We start from the raw sequence: 16,347 nt of genomic DNA on the forward strand, positions 1-16,347 counted from the left end.
CCCGCGCCGCTCTCGGCCGGAGCATGCGCGATACTGAACCGTCATTCAGTAGCGCCCTCGCCGGATCCCTCGCCGCATCCCCTCGGAGAACCCCCATGACTACCGCCCCTCTGATCTCGCTGACCTGGTCGGATCCCGTCACCGGGCGACAGGGTCATCTGGTGATCGACCGGCTGGTGCGTGGCGTGTGCAGCGGTGGGCTGCGGATGCGTGAGGGCTGCACGGCGGCGGAGGTGGCCGGGCTCGCGCGCGGGATGACCATGAAGGAGGCCCTGCACTACGACCCGAAGAGCCGGTACGTCCCCCTGGGCGGCGCCAAGGGCGGCATCGACTGCGATCCCCGCTCGCCCGAGGCGTACGGCGTCCTGGTCCGCTACCTGCGGGCGATGCGCCCCTACATCGAACGCTTCTGGACCACCGGCGAGGACCTCGGCCTGACCCAGGACCTGGTCGACAGGGCGGCGGCCGAGGCGGGGCTCGTCTCCTCGATCCAGGCCGTCTACCCCCTCCTGGACGACGAGGCGCGGGCCCGCCGCAGGCTCGCGGACGCGTTCGAGACCGAGGTGGACGGAATCGGCCTCGACGAGCTGGCGGGCGGCTGCGGGGTCGCCGAGTCGGTCCTGGTGGCCCTGGAGCGGGCCGGCAGGCCGTACGCCGGCACCCGGGTCTCCGTGCAGGGCTTCGGGACCATGGGCGGGGCCACGGCCCGCTTCCTGGCCCGGGCCGGACTCACGATCGTGGCGGTGGCCGACGTACGGGGCACGATCACCAACCCGGACGGCCTGGACGTCGAGGCGCTCCTGGCCGCGCGCGACGCGCACGGCACCGTGGACCGCGCCGCGCTGCGGCCCGGGGACCGTGAGGAGCCCGGCGACGCCTGGCTCGCCGTCGACGCGGAGGTGCTGGTCCCGGCCGCCGTCTCGTACGCCATCGACACCCGGAACCAGGCGAGGATCACCGCCCGCTGGATCGTCGAAGCGGCCAACATGCCCGTCCTCGCCGACGCGGAACAGCTCCTCCTCGCCCGCGGGATCACGGTCCTGCCCGACGTCGTGGTGAACTCCGCCACCAACGCCTGGTGGTGGTGGACCCTCTTCGGCGACATCGGCGCCGACCCGGACGAGGCCTTCGCCCACATCCGCGAGGCCATGCGCGCCCTGGTCGGCCGGATGCTCGACCGGGCGGACACGGACGGCTCCGCGCCGCGCGCCGCGGCCCACGCGCTGGTCGAGGAGCGGCTGCCGGAGATCGCGGAGCGGTACGGCTGGTACTGAGCGGGGACCGGCAAGGGTGCGGCCCGGACGCCACCCCGGCCCGGCGCGAAGATGATCATGTCCCTGGCATGGTCTGTGTAGGCTGCCGCCGTGGCGAGAGTGCGGTTGAGCGTGGCGGAGCGGCGGGACGAGCTGCTCCGTGCCGCCGTCGAGCAGATCGAGGAACGGGGCGTGGCGGCCGTCCGGATCGCCGATGTCGCCAGCGCCCTCGGGGTCAGCAACGCGCTCGTGCTCTACCACTTCTCGACCAAGGAGAAGCTCGTCGCGGAGGCGTTCGCGTACGCCGCCGAGGCCGACCTCGAACATCTGCGCAGGCTCCTGGGGCGCCGGACCACCGCTCTGCGCCGCCTGCGGGCGGCCGTCCGGTGGTACGCGCCGACCGGGCAGGCCAAGGGCTGGCGGCTCTGGATCGAGGGCTGGGCGGCCTGCCTGCGCGAACCGGCGCTCCGCGAGGTCGCCGGGGCGCTCGACCAGCAGTGGAAGGCGGCCCTGACCCGGGTGATCGCCGAGGGCGCGGCGGCCGGCGAGTTCCCGTGCGCCGACCCGGCGGCCGCCGCCTGGCGGCTGACCGCCTTCCTGGACGGGCTCGCCGTGCAGATGACGTCGTACGCCGGCTCCCTCTCCCGCGCCGCCATGCTGGAGTGGGCCGACGCCGCCCTGGCCCGCGAGCTCGGCCTCCCGTACCTGGACGCGTCGCCTAGTCCACCGGCGACGGCGTAGAACCCCCACTGACGGCGTAGAGCCTTCACCCAACGAGCCACGACCGCCCGTCGCCCGCCCACGGCACCACCCTCACCCCCTCACGTCTGCACCAACGGCTCATACGCCGACTCCGCAAGCCCGAACGTCCACGCGACGCCCTCGCGAGCCGTCCTCGTCCGGGGCGGCACCCGCAGCCAGTACGTGCGGAAGGTCCCGTCCGGCTCCGGCGTCGAGTTGACCACCTCGACCATGACCACGTCCTCGTCGTCCACGAGCTCGATCCGCCAGAGCACGCCCGTCTCGTCCCGGGCCACCGGCTGCGCGCCGGACTCGGCGAGGTAGCGCTCGTAGCCGTAGAACTCCAGCATCACGCGGCGCAGTTCGGCGTTCTCCTCGGACCGTATGCGCTCCGGGGTGAGCCCGCCGAGTTCGGCGAGGAACTCCGCAGGCACGGCCATGCCCCGCCAGGCGTGCAGCGCGAAGCCGTCGCCGTAGGCCAGGGCCGGGCCGTCGCCGCGGTCGAGCCGGCCGGCCTCGTCCCTGTGCAGTTCGACGGGCCGTTCGCACACGACGGCGACCTTCTCGTACGGCCACCACCAGCCCGCGTTCTCGGCGACCGCCGTGAGCCCGGCGAGGCGCTCGCCCCGCCCGTCGAAGGCCGCGAGCCAGGCCGCGTCGTGCTGGCCCAGGACCGCGTCGAGCAGCACGAGCCGCAGGGCGGCGGCCTCGTCCTCACCTGACGGGCCGAGTTCGTCCACCACCGCCGCCCGTATCCGGTCCACGAGGGCCCGCGTGGTGTCCCAGAGCGGCGCCCCGGTGCTCGACCACAGCGCCGTCCAGCCCCGGGGGCCTAGCTCGTCGTGGACCCTGCGGCGCTCCTCCGCCCAAGGCCGGGTGCGGACCTCGTCCCGTACCGAGGCGCCCGCGTCGGTCAGTCCGCGCACGAGCGCGACCGCCGCCCGGGGCGAGGCCGCCCAGACGATCCGCTCCGGCGCCGCGAGCCCGGCCGTGGCGTACGCGAGCCGTACCCCCGCCTCCGCCGCCGCCCGGTCGGCCGCTCCGGTGGCGGCCGCGACGGCCCGCCACTTGTCCACCGTCATCGGTGTCCCGTTCATCTCTCCCCCTGTCGGTAATTGCGAAGGTCTCTGTGTCAGTCCGCGACGATCCGGTACGCGCCCGGTGTGTACTCCCGCTGCCGCACCACCCGGTACCAGCCCTTCGGCAGCGGGATCGGGGCGTGCTCCTCGTGCACCACCCGGCCGCCCGTGGGCAGTTCGAGCAGGAACGGGCCGAACGGTCCGGGCTCGCGCACCAGTCGTCCGGGCCCCGGGATCGCGTGGGCGTGTCCGGTGACCTCGCCGAGCGCGAGGACCAGCCGCCCCCTGGCATCCCTCGGCTCCCCCGCCGCGTCCTTGGCGTGCGCGGGCACCGCCGTCTCCGTGACGGGCACGATCAGCACGTCTCCCTGCCGGTACATGGCTCTCCCCTCGGTGGTGGGCACGGTCTGTGTCGACCACGCATTCGACGCTAGAGGGAGCCACTGACAACGACCTCGACAGCGGGCTCGACGACGACCTCGGCAACGGCCTCCGACCGCCCCCGCGCCCCGCGTTGTCAGCGGGGGTTGGTACAACTGCTCGCGTCAGCAGATCAAACGCCGTCCGGTGTCTGGAGCATTCATGACCATCTCGGGAGATATGCAGGAGTTCCACGGCCTGCCCGTGTTCGACTTCCCGGACCGTGACGCCGTCGTGGAACTGCCGGACCCGGCCTCCGTGGCCTGGCGCGTCTCCGGCCCGACGTACTGCGGACCGGACGACGAGCAGTGGGAGCAGGTCTTCACCCGGTTCCTCGCCGGCGTCGACACCCACCAGGTCCGCGCGCTGGTCGTCGGCGGCTGGGACGAGGCGTACGACTCCTCGTCCGCGCCGATCGTCACCGCGCTGGTCGCGGCCGCCGAGGACCGGCTCACCTCCCTGGAGGCGCTGTTCCTCGGGGACATGACCTTCGAGGACTGCGAGATCTCCTGGATCCAGCAGTCCGACGTGACACCGCTCCTCACCGCCTACCCCCGCCTGCGGGAGCTGGGCGTGCGCGGCGGCACGGAACTCGCCTTCCCCGCCGTCCGGCACACCGAACTGCGCGCCCTCGTGGTGGAGACGGGCGGTCTCGGCGCCAACGTCGTGCGCGGCATCGCGGGCAGCGACCTGCCCGCGCTGGAGAAGCTGGACCTCTGGCTCGGCACGGACGAATACGGCGGCGATGCCACGATCGACGACCTGGCACCGGTGCTCGCCGGCACCGGCTTCCCCGCCCTGCGCGATCTCGCGCTGCGCAACAGCGTCCTCCAGGACGAGATCGCCGCCGCCGTGGCGGGCGCCCCGGTGGTCGCCCGGCTCGACCGGCTCGACCTGTCGATGGGCACGCTCACCGACGAGGGCGCCGAGGCGCTGCTCATGGGCCAGCCGCTCACCCACCTCACGCACCTCGACCTCTCCCACCACTACCTCAGCGAGAAGATGAGCGAGCGGATCGTCGACGCCCTCACCCCCTACGGGGTGACGGTCGACGTCGGCGACGCGCAGGAGCCCGAGGACGACGGTGACGGCGAGGTCTTCCGGTACTGCGCGGTCGCCGAATGACCTCTCCCCCGCCCCCGGCACACACGCCTCTCACGGACCCGTCCCCCGCGCGCCCGCGGCTCGTCGTCGTCGGCAACCCGGGCAACCGCCGGGTCGGGTACTTCCGTGACGCGGTGCGGGCGGCCGGGCTGCCCGAGGCGCGGGTCGAGCCCTGGCTCGACGTGCTGCGGGGCGGGGGACGGTTCCACCCGGGCGAGACGGTACGGCTCGAGTCGCCGGGCGAGGACCCCGAGGTCGAGCGGCTGCTGCGCGGCACGGACGACCCGACGCGGGTCGAGGGAACGGCCCGCTGGTACGCGGCGTTCACAGCCGCCACGGCGCGGCTCGCCCGTACCGTCGGCGACGCGGGGGCGGTCCTGGTCGACGACCCCACCGAGCCCGCGGTGCTCTTCGACAAGCGGCTCGCCCACGCCCGGCTGCGCGCGGCCGGGGTCCCGGTGCCGGACTCGCCGACGTCCGGGGCGGCCGGCCCGCCCGTACGGGACTGGGCGGACGTCCGTTCCCTCATGGCGGCCGCCGAACTGCCCCGGGTCTTCGTGAAGCTCGCGCACGGCTCGTCCGCGTCAGGTGTCCTGGCCGTCGAGACGAACGGCACCGGACGCGTCCAGGCCACCACCTCCGTGGAACGCGCCCCGGACGGACGCCTCTTCAACTCCCTCCGGGTGCGCCGCTACACGACGGAGTACGAGGTCGCCGCGATCGTGGACGCGCTCGCCCCCGACGGGTTGCACATCGAGCGCTGGCTGCCCAAGGCGGTGCAGCACGGCCGGGCGGCCGATCTGCGGGTGGTCGTGATCGACGGGCGCGCGACCCACGCCGTCGTGCGGACCAGCCGCTCCCCCATGACCAACCTCCATCTCGGCGGCGCCCGGGGCGACCTGGGCGCCGTGCGCGCGGCCGTCTCGGCGGCGGGCGGACGCTGGACGGACGCCCTGGAGGTGTGCGAGCGGGCCGCCGACGCCTTCCCCGGCACGCGATGCGTCGGGATCGACCTGCTGCCGGCCGTCGGCTGGCGGCGCTTCGCCGTCGGCGAGGTCAACGCCTTCGGCGACCTCCTCCCCGGCCTCACCGGCCTGCCGGGCAGCGGCGCCGAGGGCCTGGACACCTACGCAGCCCAGGTCGCCGCGCTCCTCAACGGCAAGAGCCGCACCCGCACCACCCGCACAAGCACCACAGGAACGAGCACCACGTGAACCGGCAGGACCACTCACCCGACATGAACGAGATCGTGGGCAGCCACGACCTCCTCCTGGTCACGCTCGACACCCTCCGGCACGACGTGGCCGCCGAACTCGCCGCCGCGGGCCGCATCCCGAACCTGGCCCGGCACCTCCCGGGCGGCCGCTGGGAGCGCCGACACGCCCCCGGGAGCTTCACGTACGCCTCCCACCAGGCGATCTTCGCCGGGTTCCTGCCGACCCCGGCCACCCCCGGTCCGCACTCCCGGCTCTTCGCCGCACGGTTCGCGGGCAGCGAGACCACCGCCGACGGCACGTTCGTGTACGACACCCCCGACCTCGTCGCCGGCCTCGCCAAGAAGGGGTACCGCACCGCGTGCGTCGGCGGGGTCGGGTTCTTCAACGGGCAGGGCCCGCTCGGCTCGGTCCTGCCGGGGCTCTTCGAGGAGAGCCACTGGGAGCCCGCCTTCGGCGTCGCCTCCCCCACCTCCTTCGAGTCCCAGGTGACCAGAGCCGAGGAGATCGTCGCCGCGCTCCCCGCCGAGCAGCGGCTCTTCCTCTTCGTGAACGTCTCCGCGCTGCACCAGCCCAACTGGTTCCATCTCCCCGGCGCGACCCGGGAGTCCGGCGACACGCGCGCCTCGCACGCGGCGGCGCTGGAGTACGTGGACCGGCACATCGGCCGCCTCTTCGCCGCCATGAGCAGCCGCCGCCCCTGCTTCGCGATCGTCTGCTCGGACCACGGCACCGCGTACGGAGAGGACGGCTTCACCGGTCACCGGCTCGGCCACGAGGTCGTCTGGACCGTCCCGTACGCCCAGTTCGTGCTCGAAGGCCCGGAGGCGCGCGCATGACCGAGTCGCCGCGACCGTACGAGAGTTACGTCTACGCCTACCCGCACAAGACGGCGTACCGCCCGCTCCCCGAACCGGCGCCCTCCCTCGCCGCGCTCTGGCGGGACGAGCCGAAGGACGCGCTCTCCCTCTACGCCCACATACCGTTCTGCGAGGTCCGCTGCGGCTTCTGCAACCTCTTCACCCGGATCGGCGCCCCGGACGAGCTGACGACCCGCTACCTCGACGCCCTCGACCGCCAGGCGACCACCGTCCGCGAAGCGCTCGCCGCCGGCGACGTACCCGGCGCCGAGCCCGTCCGCTTCGCCACGGCCGCCTTCGGCGGCGGCACCCCCACCTTCCTCACCGCCGACGAGCTGGAGCGGCTCTGCGACATCGCCGAGAAGCGGATGGGCGTCGACCTGCGCGCCGTCCCCCTCTCCGTCGAGACCTCGCCTTCGACCGCGACCGCCGACCGGCTCGCGGTCCTCGCCGAGCGCGGGGCCACCCGGCTCAGCATCGGCGTGCAGTCCTTCGTGGAGGCGGAGGCCCGCGCCGCCGTGCGTCCGCAGCGCCGCGCCGAGGTCGAGGCCGCGCTCGGCCGGATCCGCGAGACCGGCGTCCCCGTCCTCAACATCGACCTGATCTACGGCATCGACGGCCAGACCGAGCGGACCTGGACCCAGTCGCTCGACGCCGCCCTCGCCTGGCACCCCGAGGAGCTCTACCTCTACCCGCTGTACGTCCGTCCCCTCACCGGCCTCGGCCGGCTCTCGGCGACCGCCGACCGCGACTGGGACGAGCAGCGGCTGCGGCTCTACCGCCACGGCCGGGACCATCTGCTCGCCCGGGGCTACGAGCAGGTGTCGATGCGCATGTTCCGTCGGGCGGACGCCCCGCCGCAGGGCGCCGACGACTACGCCTGCCAGACCGACGGCATGATCGGCCTGGGCTGCGGGGCCCGCTCGTACACCTCGGCGCTGCACTACTCCTTCGACTACGCCGTCGAGATGCGGGAGATCCGCGCGATCATCGACGACTACACGGCGACGGAGGACTTCGGCCGGGCGCGGGTGGGCCGGTGGGTCGACGCGGACGAGGCGCGCCGCCGCCATCTGCTCCAGTCCCTCCTCCAGGCCCGGGGCATGCCGACCGGGGAGTACGAGGAGCGGTTCGGCGCTTCGCCGTTCGCGGACTTCCCCGACGAGCTGGGCCGGTTCGAGGCGCTGGGCTGGCTGGACCGGGCGGCGCCCGCCGGGCTGCTGCGGCTCTCCGCCGAGGGCCTCGCGCACTCGGACGCGCTCGGCCCCGCGCTCTTCTCCCCCGCGGTCCGGGCAGCGATGGCCGCCTACGAGCCGAAGTAGGGGCGCGGACGTGGACCTGACGATCCTGTACCGGGGGCCGCTCGCCTCCTGCGACTACGACTGTCCCTACTGCCCGTTCGCCAAGCGCCGCGACAGCCGTGAACAGCTGCGGGCCGACCGGGCCGCGCTGGAGCGTTTCGCCACCTGGGCGGCGGAGCAGACCGGCGACCGGCTGAGGATCCTGTTCACGCCGTGGGGCGAGGGCCTGGTCCGCTCCTGGTACCGGCGGACCCTCGCCGAGCTGTCCCACCTGCCGCACATCGAGCGGGTGGCGATCCAGACCAATCTGAGCTGCCGCACCGACTGGCTGGCCGAGGCCGACCCCGAGACCCTCGCGCTCTGGTGCACGTACCACCCCGGCCAGACGCCGTACGACCGCTTCCTCGCGAAGTGCCACGACCTCGCGGCGCGGGGCACGCGGTTCAGCGTCGGGGTCGTCGGCCTGCCCGAGCACCGGGAGCACGCCCTGCGCCTGCGCGCGGACCTCCCGCCCGAGGTCTATCTCTGGGTGAACGCGGCGGAGGGCCACACGTACACCGCCGAGGAGGCCGAGAGCTGGACGGCCCTCGACCCCCTCTTCCCGTACAGCCGCCGGCCGCACCGCTCCGCCGGGCTGCCGTGCCGGACCGGCAAGTCGGTGATCTCCGTCGACGGCGAAGGGACCGTGCGCCGCTGCCACTTCGTCAAGGCCGAGCTGGGCAACCTGTACGACGGTTCGTACCGTGCCGCCCTCCGCCCGCGCGCCTGTCCCCTCGCCGTCTGCGACTGCCACATCGGCTACGTCCACCTGGAGACGCTGCCGCTGTACGACGTGTTCGCCGGCGGGGTCCTGGAGCGGATCCCGGCCGCGCCCGACGGGGTGGTCACAGGGGCATGAGGTCCCCGAGCGGCATGAGGTCGGGCCGCTTGGCCGCGACGTCGTCGCCCGAGCTCTCGCCCCGCAGCCGCCGCCCGATCCACGGGACGAGGTACTCCTTGGCCCAGTGGATGTCGTCGCGGCGGACCTCCAGGGTCCCCCTCGGCGGAAGCGGCGGCCAGACCTGGTCCGGGTCGGCCGGCACCTCCATGCCGAGGACCTGGGCTGCGCGCAGCGCGACCCGGGTGTGCCCCTCGGGCGACAGGTGCAGCCGGTCGTCGTCCCAGGCCCGCCTGTCCTGCACCGACTTGAGCGACCACAGGTCGAGGACCGGGCAGTCGTAGCGGTCGGCGATGGCCCGGACGTGGGCCGTGTACGTCGCGATCTTGCCGCGCAGGTGCCGGAGCACGGGTACGTCGCGGGTGTCGAAGCCAGTCGTCACCATCACCGTGCCGACGGCCGACGTCAGGTCGGCGACGGCGCGCTCGAAGCGCTCGGCGACGTCGTCCGGGTCGGTGCCGGGGCGGATGATGTCGTTGCCGCCCGCACAGAAACTCACCAGGTCGGGGGCGAGTTCCTTGGCCCTCGGGACCTGCTCCGCGACGATCTGGTCGAGGAGCCGCCCCCGGACGGCCAGGTTGGCGTAACGAAATGCGTCGTGCTCCGGCAATTGGTCGGCGAGGAGTACCGCGAAACGGTCCGCCCAGCCGACGTACTTCCCGTCCGGCCCGGGATCTCCCACGCCCTCGGTGAAGCTGTCCCCGATCGCCGCGTACGACCCGAATGCCTTCATGTCTCTTGATCTCGAATCGTCTGCCACGGGAGTTCATCTTTCCCTTACGTATGTGACCTACGCGACCGTAAGGAGGGGTTGACGCCGGGTGAGATATGCCACCGGTCAAGATTCCACCAAGCCGGAATACGCCGCAGGGGCCCGGCACACCGAAGTGCCGGGCCCCTGTGGGGTGCTGCTGGTGACGCGGGTGACGCGGAGGCGTCAGATGCCGACGCCGTGCTGGCGCAGGTACGCCAGCGGGTCGATGTCCGAGCCGTAGCTCGGGCCGGTGCGGATCTCGAAGTGCAGGTGCGGGCCGCTGGAGTTGCCGGTCGAGCCGGAGAGGCCGATCTGCTGGCCGCCGGTGACGGTCTGGCCGGTCGAGACGGAGAGCGAGGAGAGGTGGGCGTACTGGGAGTACGTGCCGTCGGCGTGCTGGATGACGACCTCGTTGCCGTACGCGCCGCTCCAGCCGGCCGAGTGGACGGTGCCCGCGCCGACGGCCTTCACCGATGTGCCGGAGGAGGCGATGAAGTCGACACCGGTGTGGTAGCCGGAGGACCACATCGAGCCGGAGGCCCGGTACGGGGTGGAGATGCCACCGCCGACCGGAGCGACCCAGCCGGAGGAGGAGGCCTGGGCGGGGGCGGAGTCCTGGGTGGCCGTGGTGCGCTCGGAGGAGCGGGAGGCGCGCGACTCGCTCGTCTCGGAGGACGAGGACTTCTTCTCGGCCTTCGGAGCGGCCTTGGGCGCCGCGGCCTTCGGGGCGGCCGTGGACTTGGCGCCGAGGGTGAGCTTCATGCCGGGCAGGATCAGCGACGGGTTCTCGCCGACGACCTGGCGGTTGTCCGCGTAGAGCTTCTGCCAGCCACCCTTGAGGTCGTGCTCGGCGGCGATCTTCGACAGGTAGTCGCCGCGGACGACGGAGTACGTCTTCGGCTTCGCCGCGGGGGCGGCGGCCGGAGCGGCCGGGGCCTTCGCGGGGGTGACGGCGAGAGCGGCGACGGCCTTCTCGGGCGTCACGGTCGGAGCGGCCTTCTCGGCGGCGTGGGCTCCGGTCGCGCCGAGCAGCGGGAGGGCGACGACGGCGCCACCGGTGCCGGCGGCGACGAATCCGCGCGTGATCGGGTTGACCTTGGGACGGCGATGCTTACCCTTCGCGGGCATGGCGAATTCCTCTCCGTCGCCTGCGAGGTGAGCTGTCGGGTTCGGACTGGAGATGTCCGGCCGCGTTCTCACGCGACTTAACCCCAAGCCGTCCGGTCGGGCCGGTGCGGCGTACTTACCTGGGTCCCCCGCTCCTGCCGTACGTGGATGGGTGCGGATTCGATTCCGGGCGGTGGCAGGATTCGGCGGTCCGACCGGATTGAGCGTGACGCTAGACGAGCGGAGTCGAGCCGAACAAGCCGCCCGATTCCGCCCGCATTCCGCGGCGTGATATTCGCGCCGTATTCCGGTCACCCTCCGTGGATGACGGAGGATCGATTTCCTTTTCCGGCCAGGGAATTGGTCCGGACGATCAGGCACGGTCCGTCACCTTTGAGACGCTGCTCACGCCCCGAATCCCATCTCCCCTGCAACCAGGGCGCGTTATATCGAAGGGTTTAATTCGGACAGAACGCCCATTCCCTTACCCAGGGGTGCGCACGGCCCCCGGCACCCGGGATGATTGCCCCAGGAATCGATCAGGAACCGATCGCGATCCGTCTACCTTCAGGAGCACTCGTGACGCAGCAGCTGCCCCAGGTCCCGTCGACCGAACCCGAGCTCGCCGGGGTACGCAACTTCCGTGACGTGGGCGGACTGCCGACCGTGGACGGCGGTGCGGTGCGCTTCGGACGCCTCTTCCGCAGCGGCCACCTGGCCCACGCCACCGAGGAGGACGCGGCGTTCCTCTCCACCCTCGGGCTGCACACGATCTTCGACTTCCGCAATCAGGCCGACGTCAAGATCGAGGGCCCGGACGTCGAACTGCCCGGTGTACGGAATGTGAACATACCGCTCAACGACCCGGCCGACGGCAAGGAGTTCTGGAAGCTCGTCCGCTCCGGCGAGCTGGAGCAGCTCCGCGAGATCCTCGGCGACGGCAAGGCCGCGACCCGAATGTCCGATTCGTACCGGCAGATGATCGTGGAGCGGACGGCGGAGCACAGCCGCATCCTGCACGCGCTCGCCGAGGACAGCGTCCCGGCGCTCATGCACTGCGCGGCCGGCAAGGACCGGGCCGGCCTCTCCATCGCCATCTCGCTGCTCGCGGTGGGCGTCGAGCGCGAGGCGATCGAGGCCGACTACGTGAAGTCGAACGACCCGCACCGCCGCTACAAGGTGCGCCGCGCCTCCTCCGCCTCGGACGCGATGGCGCCCGAGGTGATGGAGCTGATCAGCCCGCTGTTCGACGCGCGGGTCGAGTACCTGCGGGCCGCGTTCGAGACGATGGAGCAGACCTGGGGGACGGCCGAGAACTACCTCACCGAGGGCCTGAAGCTCAGCCCGGAGACCCGTGCGCGGCTGCGCGAGCGGCTCGTCGTCGAGGCGTGACCGCGCCCCTCGGGCGGCCTCACTGGTTCTGCGCGCCGAGGGCGAAGAGCAGATAGAGGAAGCCGGCGAAGAGGTGTCCGGCCACGAGGTACGCGAAGAGCCGGAGGACCAGCCCCTTGGGGAACTTGCCGGCCTCGCGCTCCTCGCCGGTGACCGGCTTGGACTTCTCGGACATATCGGTCCTTTCCATATTGGGCCTTCCGGAAGGGCTCAGCGCAGGTGCGGCGCGCCGTCGCCGAGGCACAGCTCGGCGGCGGGGCTCTGCATCAGCGTGTGGACGAAGAGCAGCTCGGCCCCGCCGCGCCCGGCGGCGCCGATGCGGTGCGGGGTGAGCGAGTCGAAGTGCGCGCTGTCCCCCGGGTCCAGGACATGGACGGCGTCGCCGAGCGCGAGGCGCACCTGGCCGTCGAGGACGTGCAGCCACTCCTCGCCGGGATGGACGCGCACGATGTCGGCCCGGGTGGCGTACGGCACGTGGACGCGGAGCGCCTGCAGGGCGCGGCCCCCTCCGCCGGCCTGGCGGTAGGTCCAGCCGTCGGCCTCGACGGGCTCGGACCGGCCGGCCCGGACGATCGGATCACGCTCGGCCGGAACCTCACCAAGAAGGGCGGAGACCGTCGTACCGTAGATACGGGACAGGGCCAGCAGCATCGGGAGCGAGGGCTGGCGGTGACCCGTCTCGAGCCGGGAGAGATGCGCCGGAGAGAGTCCGGCCCGCTGCGCGGCGGCCTCCAGGGTCAGCCCGCGGCGCCTGCGCAGGCCTCGCAGCTGCGGCGCGACGTCCGGCAGGACGGCGGTCGCGTCCGCTGCGGCTGGGTCCGGGGACGGCTCCCCGGGGAGGTGCTCCATGCCTCCATTCCGCCAGGATTTTTCCTCTGAGGCAAATTTCTTGCCCCAGAGGCAAAGGTGGGCCGCGGAGGCCCCTCAGCGCTGCGCGACCGCCTGCTTGACCAGCGTCTTCCCGAAGTCCCACATCAGCCCGCCGCCGCCGTGGGCGTCGTCCATGACCGCAGTGAAGGCGGTCACGAAGCGGTCCACGTCCGCCTCGTCGATGATCAGCGGCGGGATCAGCTTGATCACCTCCAGATGGTCGCCCGATACCTGGGTCAGGATCCGGTGGCGCTGGAGCAGCGGCACGACGACCATCTGCGCGAAGAGACCCTTGCGGGCGGCCTGCAGCATGGTCCAGCGGCTGCGCAGTCCGAGCGAGGAGGGCCGCCCGAACTCGATGCCGATCATCAGCCCGCGCCCGCGGATCTCGTGCAGCAGCTCGTAGCGCGGCACGAGCTCCTTCAGGCGCGCGGAGAGCAGCTCGCCGATCCGGCGCGCGTGGGCCACCGTCCCCTCGATCTCCATCACCGAGAGCACGGCGAGCCCGGCGGCCATGGCCTGCGCGTTCGAGCCGAAGCTGGCGGAGTGGACGAGGACACGGTCCATGGACGAGTAGACCTTCTTGAAGATCCAGTCCTTGCCGAGCGTCGCGCCGACGGGCACGTACCCGCCGGAGAGGGCCTTGGCGACACAGAGCAGATCGGGCTCGACGCCCTCCTCGTGCTGGTACGCGTAGAAGTCCCCGGTCCTGCCGAGACCGGTCTGCACCTCGTCGGCGATCAGCAGGGCCCCGTGCTTGTGCAGCAGCTCCTGGGCGCCGCGCAGGAAGCCGGGCGGGGCCTCGTGCACCCCCTTGCCCTGGATCGGCTCGACGACGAAGCCGGCCACGTCGCCCTTGCGCAGCTCGCGCTCCAGGGCGTCGAGGTCGCCGAGCGCGATCGCGGTGTCGGGCAGCAGCGGGGCGAAGCCGTCCCGGAAGCCCTTCTCCCCGTTCACCGAGAGGGAGCCGGTGGTCAGGCCGTGGAAGGCGTGCGCGCAGTAGAGGATCCTGGGCTTCCCGGTGGCGTACCGGGCGAACTTGAGGGCGGTCTCCACGGCCTCCGTACCGCTGTTGCCGAAGAAGACCCGGTCGAGGTGCGGGCTGTGGGCGAGCAGCTTCTCGGCGAGCAGGCCCGGCAGCGGCTGGCAGTCGAAGCGGGTGAGGTCGGCGAGCTGGGCGTCCAGGACGTCATGGAGGGCCCGGCGGACGACGGGGTGGTGCCGGCCGAGGCCCATGACGCCGAAGCCGGCCAGCATGTCGAGGTAGTCCTCGCCGTCGGCGTCCCAGAAGTGGGCGCCCTCGGCCCGTTCGTAGACCTTGTCGAAGCCGATCGTGTGCAGCATCCGCGGGAGCTGGTGGTTGAGGTACCGGCCGTGCAGTTCGTAGCGCTCCGCGCCGCGTTCGGCGAGCAGTGCCGAGAGGTCGAACTCCTTACTCATCGCCCCTTCTTCCGGGTCAGTGCGGCGCTGATGTTCCCGGCGAGCTCCACCGGGGTGAGGCCCAGGTCGGCGAGGACCTCGCCGCGCTTGGCGTGGGCGAGGAACTGTTCGGGGATCCCGAAGGTCCTCAGCGGTACGTCGACGCCCGCGTCGCGCAGGGCCCGGCCGACGGCGGCGCCGACTCCGCCGCTGCGGACGCCGTCCTCGACGACGGCGACCAGACGGTGCCGTTCGGCGAGCGGGGCGAGGGCCTCGTCGACGGGTGCGACCCAGCGGGGGTCGACCACGGTGGAGCGGATGCCCCGTCCGGCCAGGAGGTCGGCGGCCTGGAGGCATGCCTCGGCCATCACTCCGACGGCGACGAGGAGCACGTCGGGGTCCTCGTCGCGGAGGAGGACGTCCATCGAGCCGATCCGGCCGAGGGCCGGGACCGGTGGGCCGACGGTCTCCTTGGGGAAGCGCAGCACGGTCGGGGCGTCGTCGACGGCGACGGCCTCGCGCAGCTGGGCGCGGAGCTGGTCGGCGTCGCGCGGGGCGGCGATCCGGATGCCGGGCACGACCTGGAGGACGGAGAGGTCCCACATGCCGTTGTGGGAGGGACCGTCGGTGCCGGTGACGCCGGCCCGGTCGAGGACGAAGGTGACGCCGCACTTGTGCAGGGCGACGTCCATGAGCAGCTGGTCGAAGGCGCGGTTGAGGAAGGTCGCGTAGACGGCGACGACCGGGTGGAGTCCGCCGGTGGCCAGGCCGGCGGCGGAGACCACGGCGTGCTGCTCGGCGATCCCGACGTCCCAGACCCGGTCGGGGAAGCGCTCGGCGAACTTCGTGAGGCCGACGGGGTGGAGCATGGCCGCGGTGAGCGCGACGACGTCCGGCCGTTCGGCCCCGATCTCGGCGATCGCGTCCCCGAAGACGGAGCTCCAGGAGGGTCCGGCCGCGGGCGCGAGCGGTGCGCAGGTGACCGGGTCCATGGCGCCGACGGCGTGGAAGCGGTCCGCCTCGTCCTCCAGGGCGGGGCGGTAGCCGCGGCCCTTCTCGGTGAGGCAGTGCACGAGGACAGGACCGTGGAAGCGCTGGGCCCGGCGCAGGGCGGACTCGACGGCCGCGAGGTCGTGACCGTCGACGGGGCCGACGTACTTCAGCCCCAGGTCCTCGAAGAGCCCCTGCGGGGCGAACGTGTCCTTGAACCCCTTCTTGGCCCCGTGCAGCGAGCCGTAGATCGGCCGGCCGATCACGGGGGTGTGCTGGAGGACGTCCTTGCCCCAGGCGAGCACCCGCTCGTAGTCGTCGGTGGTCCGCAGGGCGGCCAGGTGGTCGGCGAGGCCGCCGATCGTGGGCGCGTAGGAGCGTTCGTTGTCGTTGACGACGACGATCAGGGGGCGGTCGGGGGCGGCGGCGATGTTGTTGAGCGCCTCCCAGGCCATGCCACCGGTCAGGGCGCCGTCGCCGATCACGGCGACGACGTGGTCGTCCTTCTTCAGGAGCTCGTTGGCCTTGGCGAGGCCGTCGGCCCAGCCGAGGACGGTCGAGGCGTGCGAGTTCTCGATGACGTCGTGGACCGACTCCTCGCGTGAGGGGTAGCCGGAGAGTCCGCCCTTGCAGCGCAGCTTGGAGAAGTCCTGGCGCCCGGTGAGGAGTTTGTGGACGTAGCTCTGGTGCCCGGTGTCCCAGAGGATGCGGTCGGCGGGCGAGTCGAAGACCCGGTGCAGCGCGAGGGTCAGCTCCACCACGCCGAGGTTCGGTCCCAGATGGCCACCGGTCCTGGCGACCGCGTGGATCAGGAACTGCCGGATCTCCTCTGCGAGTTCGTCGAGTTCGGCGCCGCCCAGCGGCCGGAGGTCGTGCGGCCCCCGGATGGTCTCCAGAATCGTCATG

The 16,347-nt window shown here is 72.5% G+C and carries 16 protein-coding genes and 1 riboswitch; of the genes, 8 read left to right on the top strand and 8 right to left on the bottom strand.

What is annotated here, in order from left to right; genetic code table 11:
- Window positions 1–95 precede the first annotated feature (95 nt).
- Entirely contained in the window at window positions 96–1,274 is a 1,179-nt protein-coding gene (locus tag ACWCO8_RS07495) for a Glu/Leu/Phe/Val dehydrogenase dimerization domain-containing protein (protein ID WP_451031397.1), read from the top strand.
- Window positions 1,275–1,364: 90 nt separating this feature from the next.
- A complete protein-coding gene (locus ACWCO8_RS07500) occupies window positions 1,365–1,994 on the top strand; it encodes a TetR/AcrR family transcriptional regulator (protein ID WP_451031398.1) in 630 nt (209 codons plus the stop codon).
- A gap of 80 nt (window positions 1,995–2,074) precedes the next feature.
- Here ACWCO8_RS07500 and ACWCO8_RS07505 read toward each other — a convergent pair whose 3' ends face one another.
- Together ACWCO8_RS07505 and ACWCO8_RS07510 are read right to left on the bottom strand one after the other, a co-directional pair.
- Window positions 2,075–3,091, bottom strand: coding sequence for a DUF6745 domain-containing protein (locus ACWCO8_RS07505; protein ID WP_451031399.1), 1,017 nt, complete (start codon window positions 3,089–3,091; stop codon window positions 2,075–2,077).
- A 35-nt stretch (window positions 3,092–3,126) separates the two neighbouring features.
- Window positions 3,127–3,453: a hypothetical protein gene (locus ACWCO8_RS07510; RefSeq protein WP_451031400.1), complete on the bottom strand. Its 327-nt coding sequence runs from the start codon at window positions 3,451–3,453 to the stop codon at window positions 3,127–3,129.
- Window positions 3,454–3,655: 202 nt separating this feature from the next.
- On the opposite strand from ACWCO8_RS07510, the gene ACWCO8_RS07515 reads away from it, so the two are divergent.
- From ACWCO8_RS07515 to ACWCO8_RS07535, 5 genes are read left to right on the top strand one after another with little or no spacing between them, the layout of a single operon-like run.
- Entirely contained in the window at window positions 3,656–4,618 is a 963-nt protein-coding gene (locus ACWCO8_RS07515; protein WP_451031401.1) for an STM4015 family protein, read from the top strand.
- Window positions 4,615–5,811 carry an STM4014 family protein gene (locus tag ACWCO8_RS07520; RefSeq protein WP_451031402.1) on the top strand — a complete coding sequence of 399 codons (1,197 nt, stop codon included), beginning with the start codon at window positions 4,615–4,617 and terminating at the stop codon, window positions 5,809–5,811. The genes ACWCO8_RS07515 and ACWCO8_RS07520 overlap by 4 nt, the downstream gene beginning before the upstream one ends.
- Window positions 5,812–5,834: 23 nt before the next feature.
- Window positions 5,835–6,650, top strand: coding sequence for an STM4013/SEN3800 family hydrolase (locus tag ACWCO8_RS07525; RefSeq protein ID WP_451031403.1), 816 nt, complete (start codon window positions 5,835–5,837; stop codon window positions 6,648–6,650).
- On the top strand, window positions 6,647–7,993 hold the full coding sequence (locus ACWCO8_RS07530) for an STM4012 family radical SAM protein (protein WP_451031404.1): 1,347 nt from the start codon (window positions 6,647–6,649) through the stop codon (window positions 7,991–7,993). Before ACWCO8_RS07525 ends, ACWCO8_RS07530 begins: the two co-directional genes overlap by 4 nt.
- A 10-nt stretch (window positions 7,994–8,003) precedes the next feature.
- Entirely contained in the window at window positions 8,004–8,870 is an 867-nt protein-coding gene (locus tag ACWCO8_RS07535; RefSeq protein WP_451031405.1) for an STM4011 family radical SAM protein, read from the top strand.
- Here the strand turns inward: ACWCO8_RS07535 and ACWCO8_RS07540 are convergent.
- Together ACWCO8_RS07540 and ACWCO8_RS07545 are read right to left on the bottom strand one after the other, a co-directional pair.
- A complete protein-coding gene (locus ACWCO8_RS07540; protein ID WP_451031406.1) occupies window positions 8,857–9,669 on the bottom strand; it encodes an SGNH/GDSL hydrolase family protein in 813 nt (270 codons plus the stop codon). The two genes, ACWCO8_RS07535 and ACWCO8_RS07540, sit on opposite strands and share 14 nt — an antisense overlap.
- Window positions 9,670–9,846: 177 nt before the next feature.
- Window positions 9,847–10,791 carry a M23 family metallopeptidase gene (locus ACWCO8_RS07545; protein ID WP_451031407.1) on the bottom strand — a complete coding sequence of 315 codons (945 nt, stop codon included), beginning with the start codon at window positions 10,789–10,791 and terminating at the stop codon, window positions 9,847–9,849.
- A 2-nt stretch (window positions 10,792–10,793) separates the two neighbouring features.
- Window positions 10,794–10,955: riboswitch (cyclic di-AMP (ydaO/yuaA leader) on the bottom strand.
- 394 nt (window positions 10,956–11,349) lie between these two features.
- On the opposite strand from ACWCO8_RS07545, the gene ACWCO8_RS07550 reads away from it, so the two are divergent.
- On the top strand, window positions 11,350–12,162 hold the full coding sequence (locus ACWCO8_RS07550; RefSeq protein WP_451031408.1) for a tyrosine-protein phosphatase: 813 nt from the start codon (window positions 11,350–11,352) through the stop codon (window positions 12,160–12,162).
- 19 nt (window positions 12,163–12,181) lie between these two features.
- Here the strand turns inward: ACWCO8_RS07550 and ACWCO8_RS07555 are convergent, their stop codons facing one another.
- The 4 genes from ACWCO8_RS07555 to dxs all read right to left on the bottom strand — a co-directional run bounded on the left by ACWCO8_RS07555 (window position 12,182) and on the right by dxs (window position 16,346).
- The gene (locus ACWCO8_RS07555; protein ID WP_451031409.1) at window positions 12,182–12,337 is read right to left on the bottom strand and encodes a DUF6126 family protein; all 156 of its coding nucleotides are present in this window, start codon (window positions 12,335–12,337) and stop codon (window positions 12,182–12,184) included.
- A 35-nt stretch (window positions 12,338–12,372) separates the two neighbouring features.
- Complete coding sequence (locus tag ACWCO8_RS07560; protein WP_451031410.1) at window positions 12,373–13,011, bottom strand: helix-turn-helix domain-containing protein; 639 nt, start codon at window positions 13,009–13,011, stop codon at window positions 12,373–12,375.
- A 75-nt stretch (window positions 13,012–13,086) separates the two neighbouring features.
- Window positions 13,087–14,472: an aspartate aminotransferase family protein gene (locus tag ACWCO8_RS07565; RefSeq protein ID WP_451031411.1), complete on the bottom strand. Its 1,386-nt coding sequence runs from the start codon at window positions 14,470–14,472 to the stop codon at window positions 13,087–13,089.
- The gene (gene dxs / locus ACWCO8_RS07570; RefSeq protein ID WP_451031412.1) at window positions 14,469–16,346 is read right to left on the bottom strand and encodes a 1-deoxy-D-xylulose-5-phosphate synthase; all 1,878 of its coding nucleotides are present in this window, start codon (window positions 16,344–16,346) and stop codon (window positions 14,469–14,471) included. The genes ACWCO8_RS07565 and dxs overlap by 4 nt, the downstream gene beginning before the upstream one ends.
- Window position 16,347: the final 1 nt, after the last annotated feature.

The sequence above is a fragment of the Streptomyces sp. NPDC001927 genome, assembly GCF_053594455.1.

Coding starts and splice junctions, on each gene's coding strand:
- ACWCO8_RS07495 (WP_451031397.1), top strand. CDS start 96: ATGACTACCGCCCCTCTGATCTCGCTGACCTGGTCGGATCCCGTCACC.
- ACWCO8_RS07505 (WP_451031399.1), bottom strand. CDS start 3,091: ATGAACGGGACACCGATGACGGTGGACAAGTGGCGGGCCGTCGCGGCC.
- ACWCO8_RS07510 (WP_451031400.1), bottom strand. CDS start 3,453: ATGTACCGGCAGGGAGACGTGCTGATCGTGCCCGTCACGGAGACGGCG.
- ACWCO8_RS07515 (WP_451031401.1), top strand. CDS start 3,656: ATGACCATCTCGGGAGATATGCAGGAGTTCCACGGCCTGCCCGTGTTC.
- ACWCO8_RS07520 (WP_451031402.1), top strand. CDS start 4,615: ATGACCTCTCCCCCGCCCCCGGCACACACGCCTCTCACGGACCCGTCC.
- ACWCO8_RS07525 (WP_451031403.1), top strand. CDS start 5,835: ATGAACGAGATCGTGGGCAGCCACGACCTCCTCCTGGTCACGCTCGAC.
- ACWCO8_RS07530 (WP_451031404.1), top strand. CDS start 6,647: ATGACCGAGTCGCCGCGACCGTACGAGAGTTACGTCTACGCCTACCCG.
- ACWCO8_RS07545 (WP_451031407.1), bottom strand. CDS start 10,791: ATGCCCGCGAAGGGTAAGCATCGCCGTCCCAAGGTCAACCCGATCACG.
- ACWCO8_RS07555 (WP_451031409.1), bottom strand. CDS start 12,337: ATGTCCGAGAAGTCCAAGCCGGTCACCGGCGAGGAGCGCGAGGCCGGC.
- ACWCO8_RS07560 (WP_451031410.1), bottom strand. CDS start 13,011: ATGGAGCACCTCCCCGGGGAGCCGTCCCCGGACCCAGCCGCAGCGGAC.
- ACWCO8_RS07565 (WP_451031411.1), bottom strand. CDS start 14,472: ATGAGTAAGGAGTTCGACCTCTCGGCACTGCTCGCCGAACGCGGCGCG.
- dxs (WP_451031412.1), bottom strand. CDS start 16,346: ATGACGATTCTGGAGACCATCCGGGGGCCGCACGACCTCCGGCCGCTG.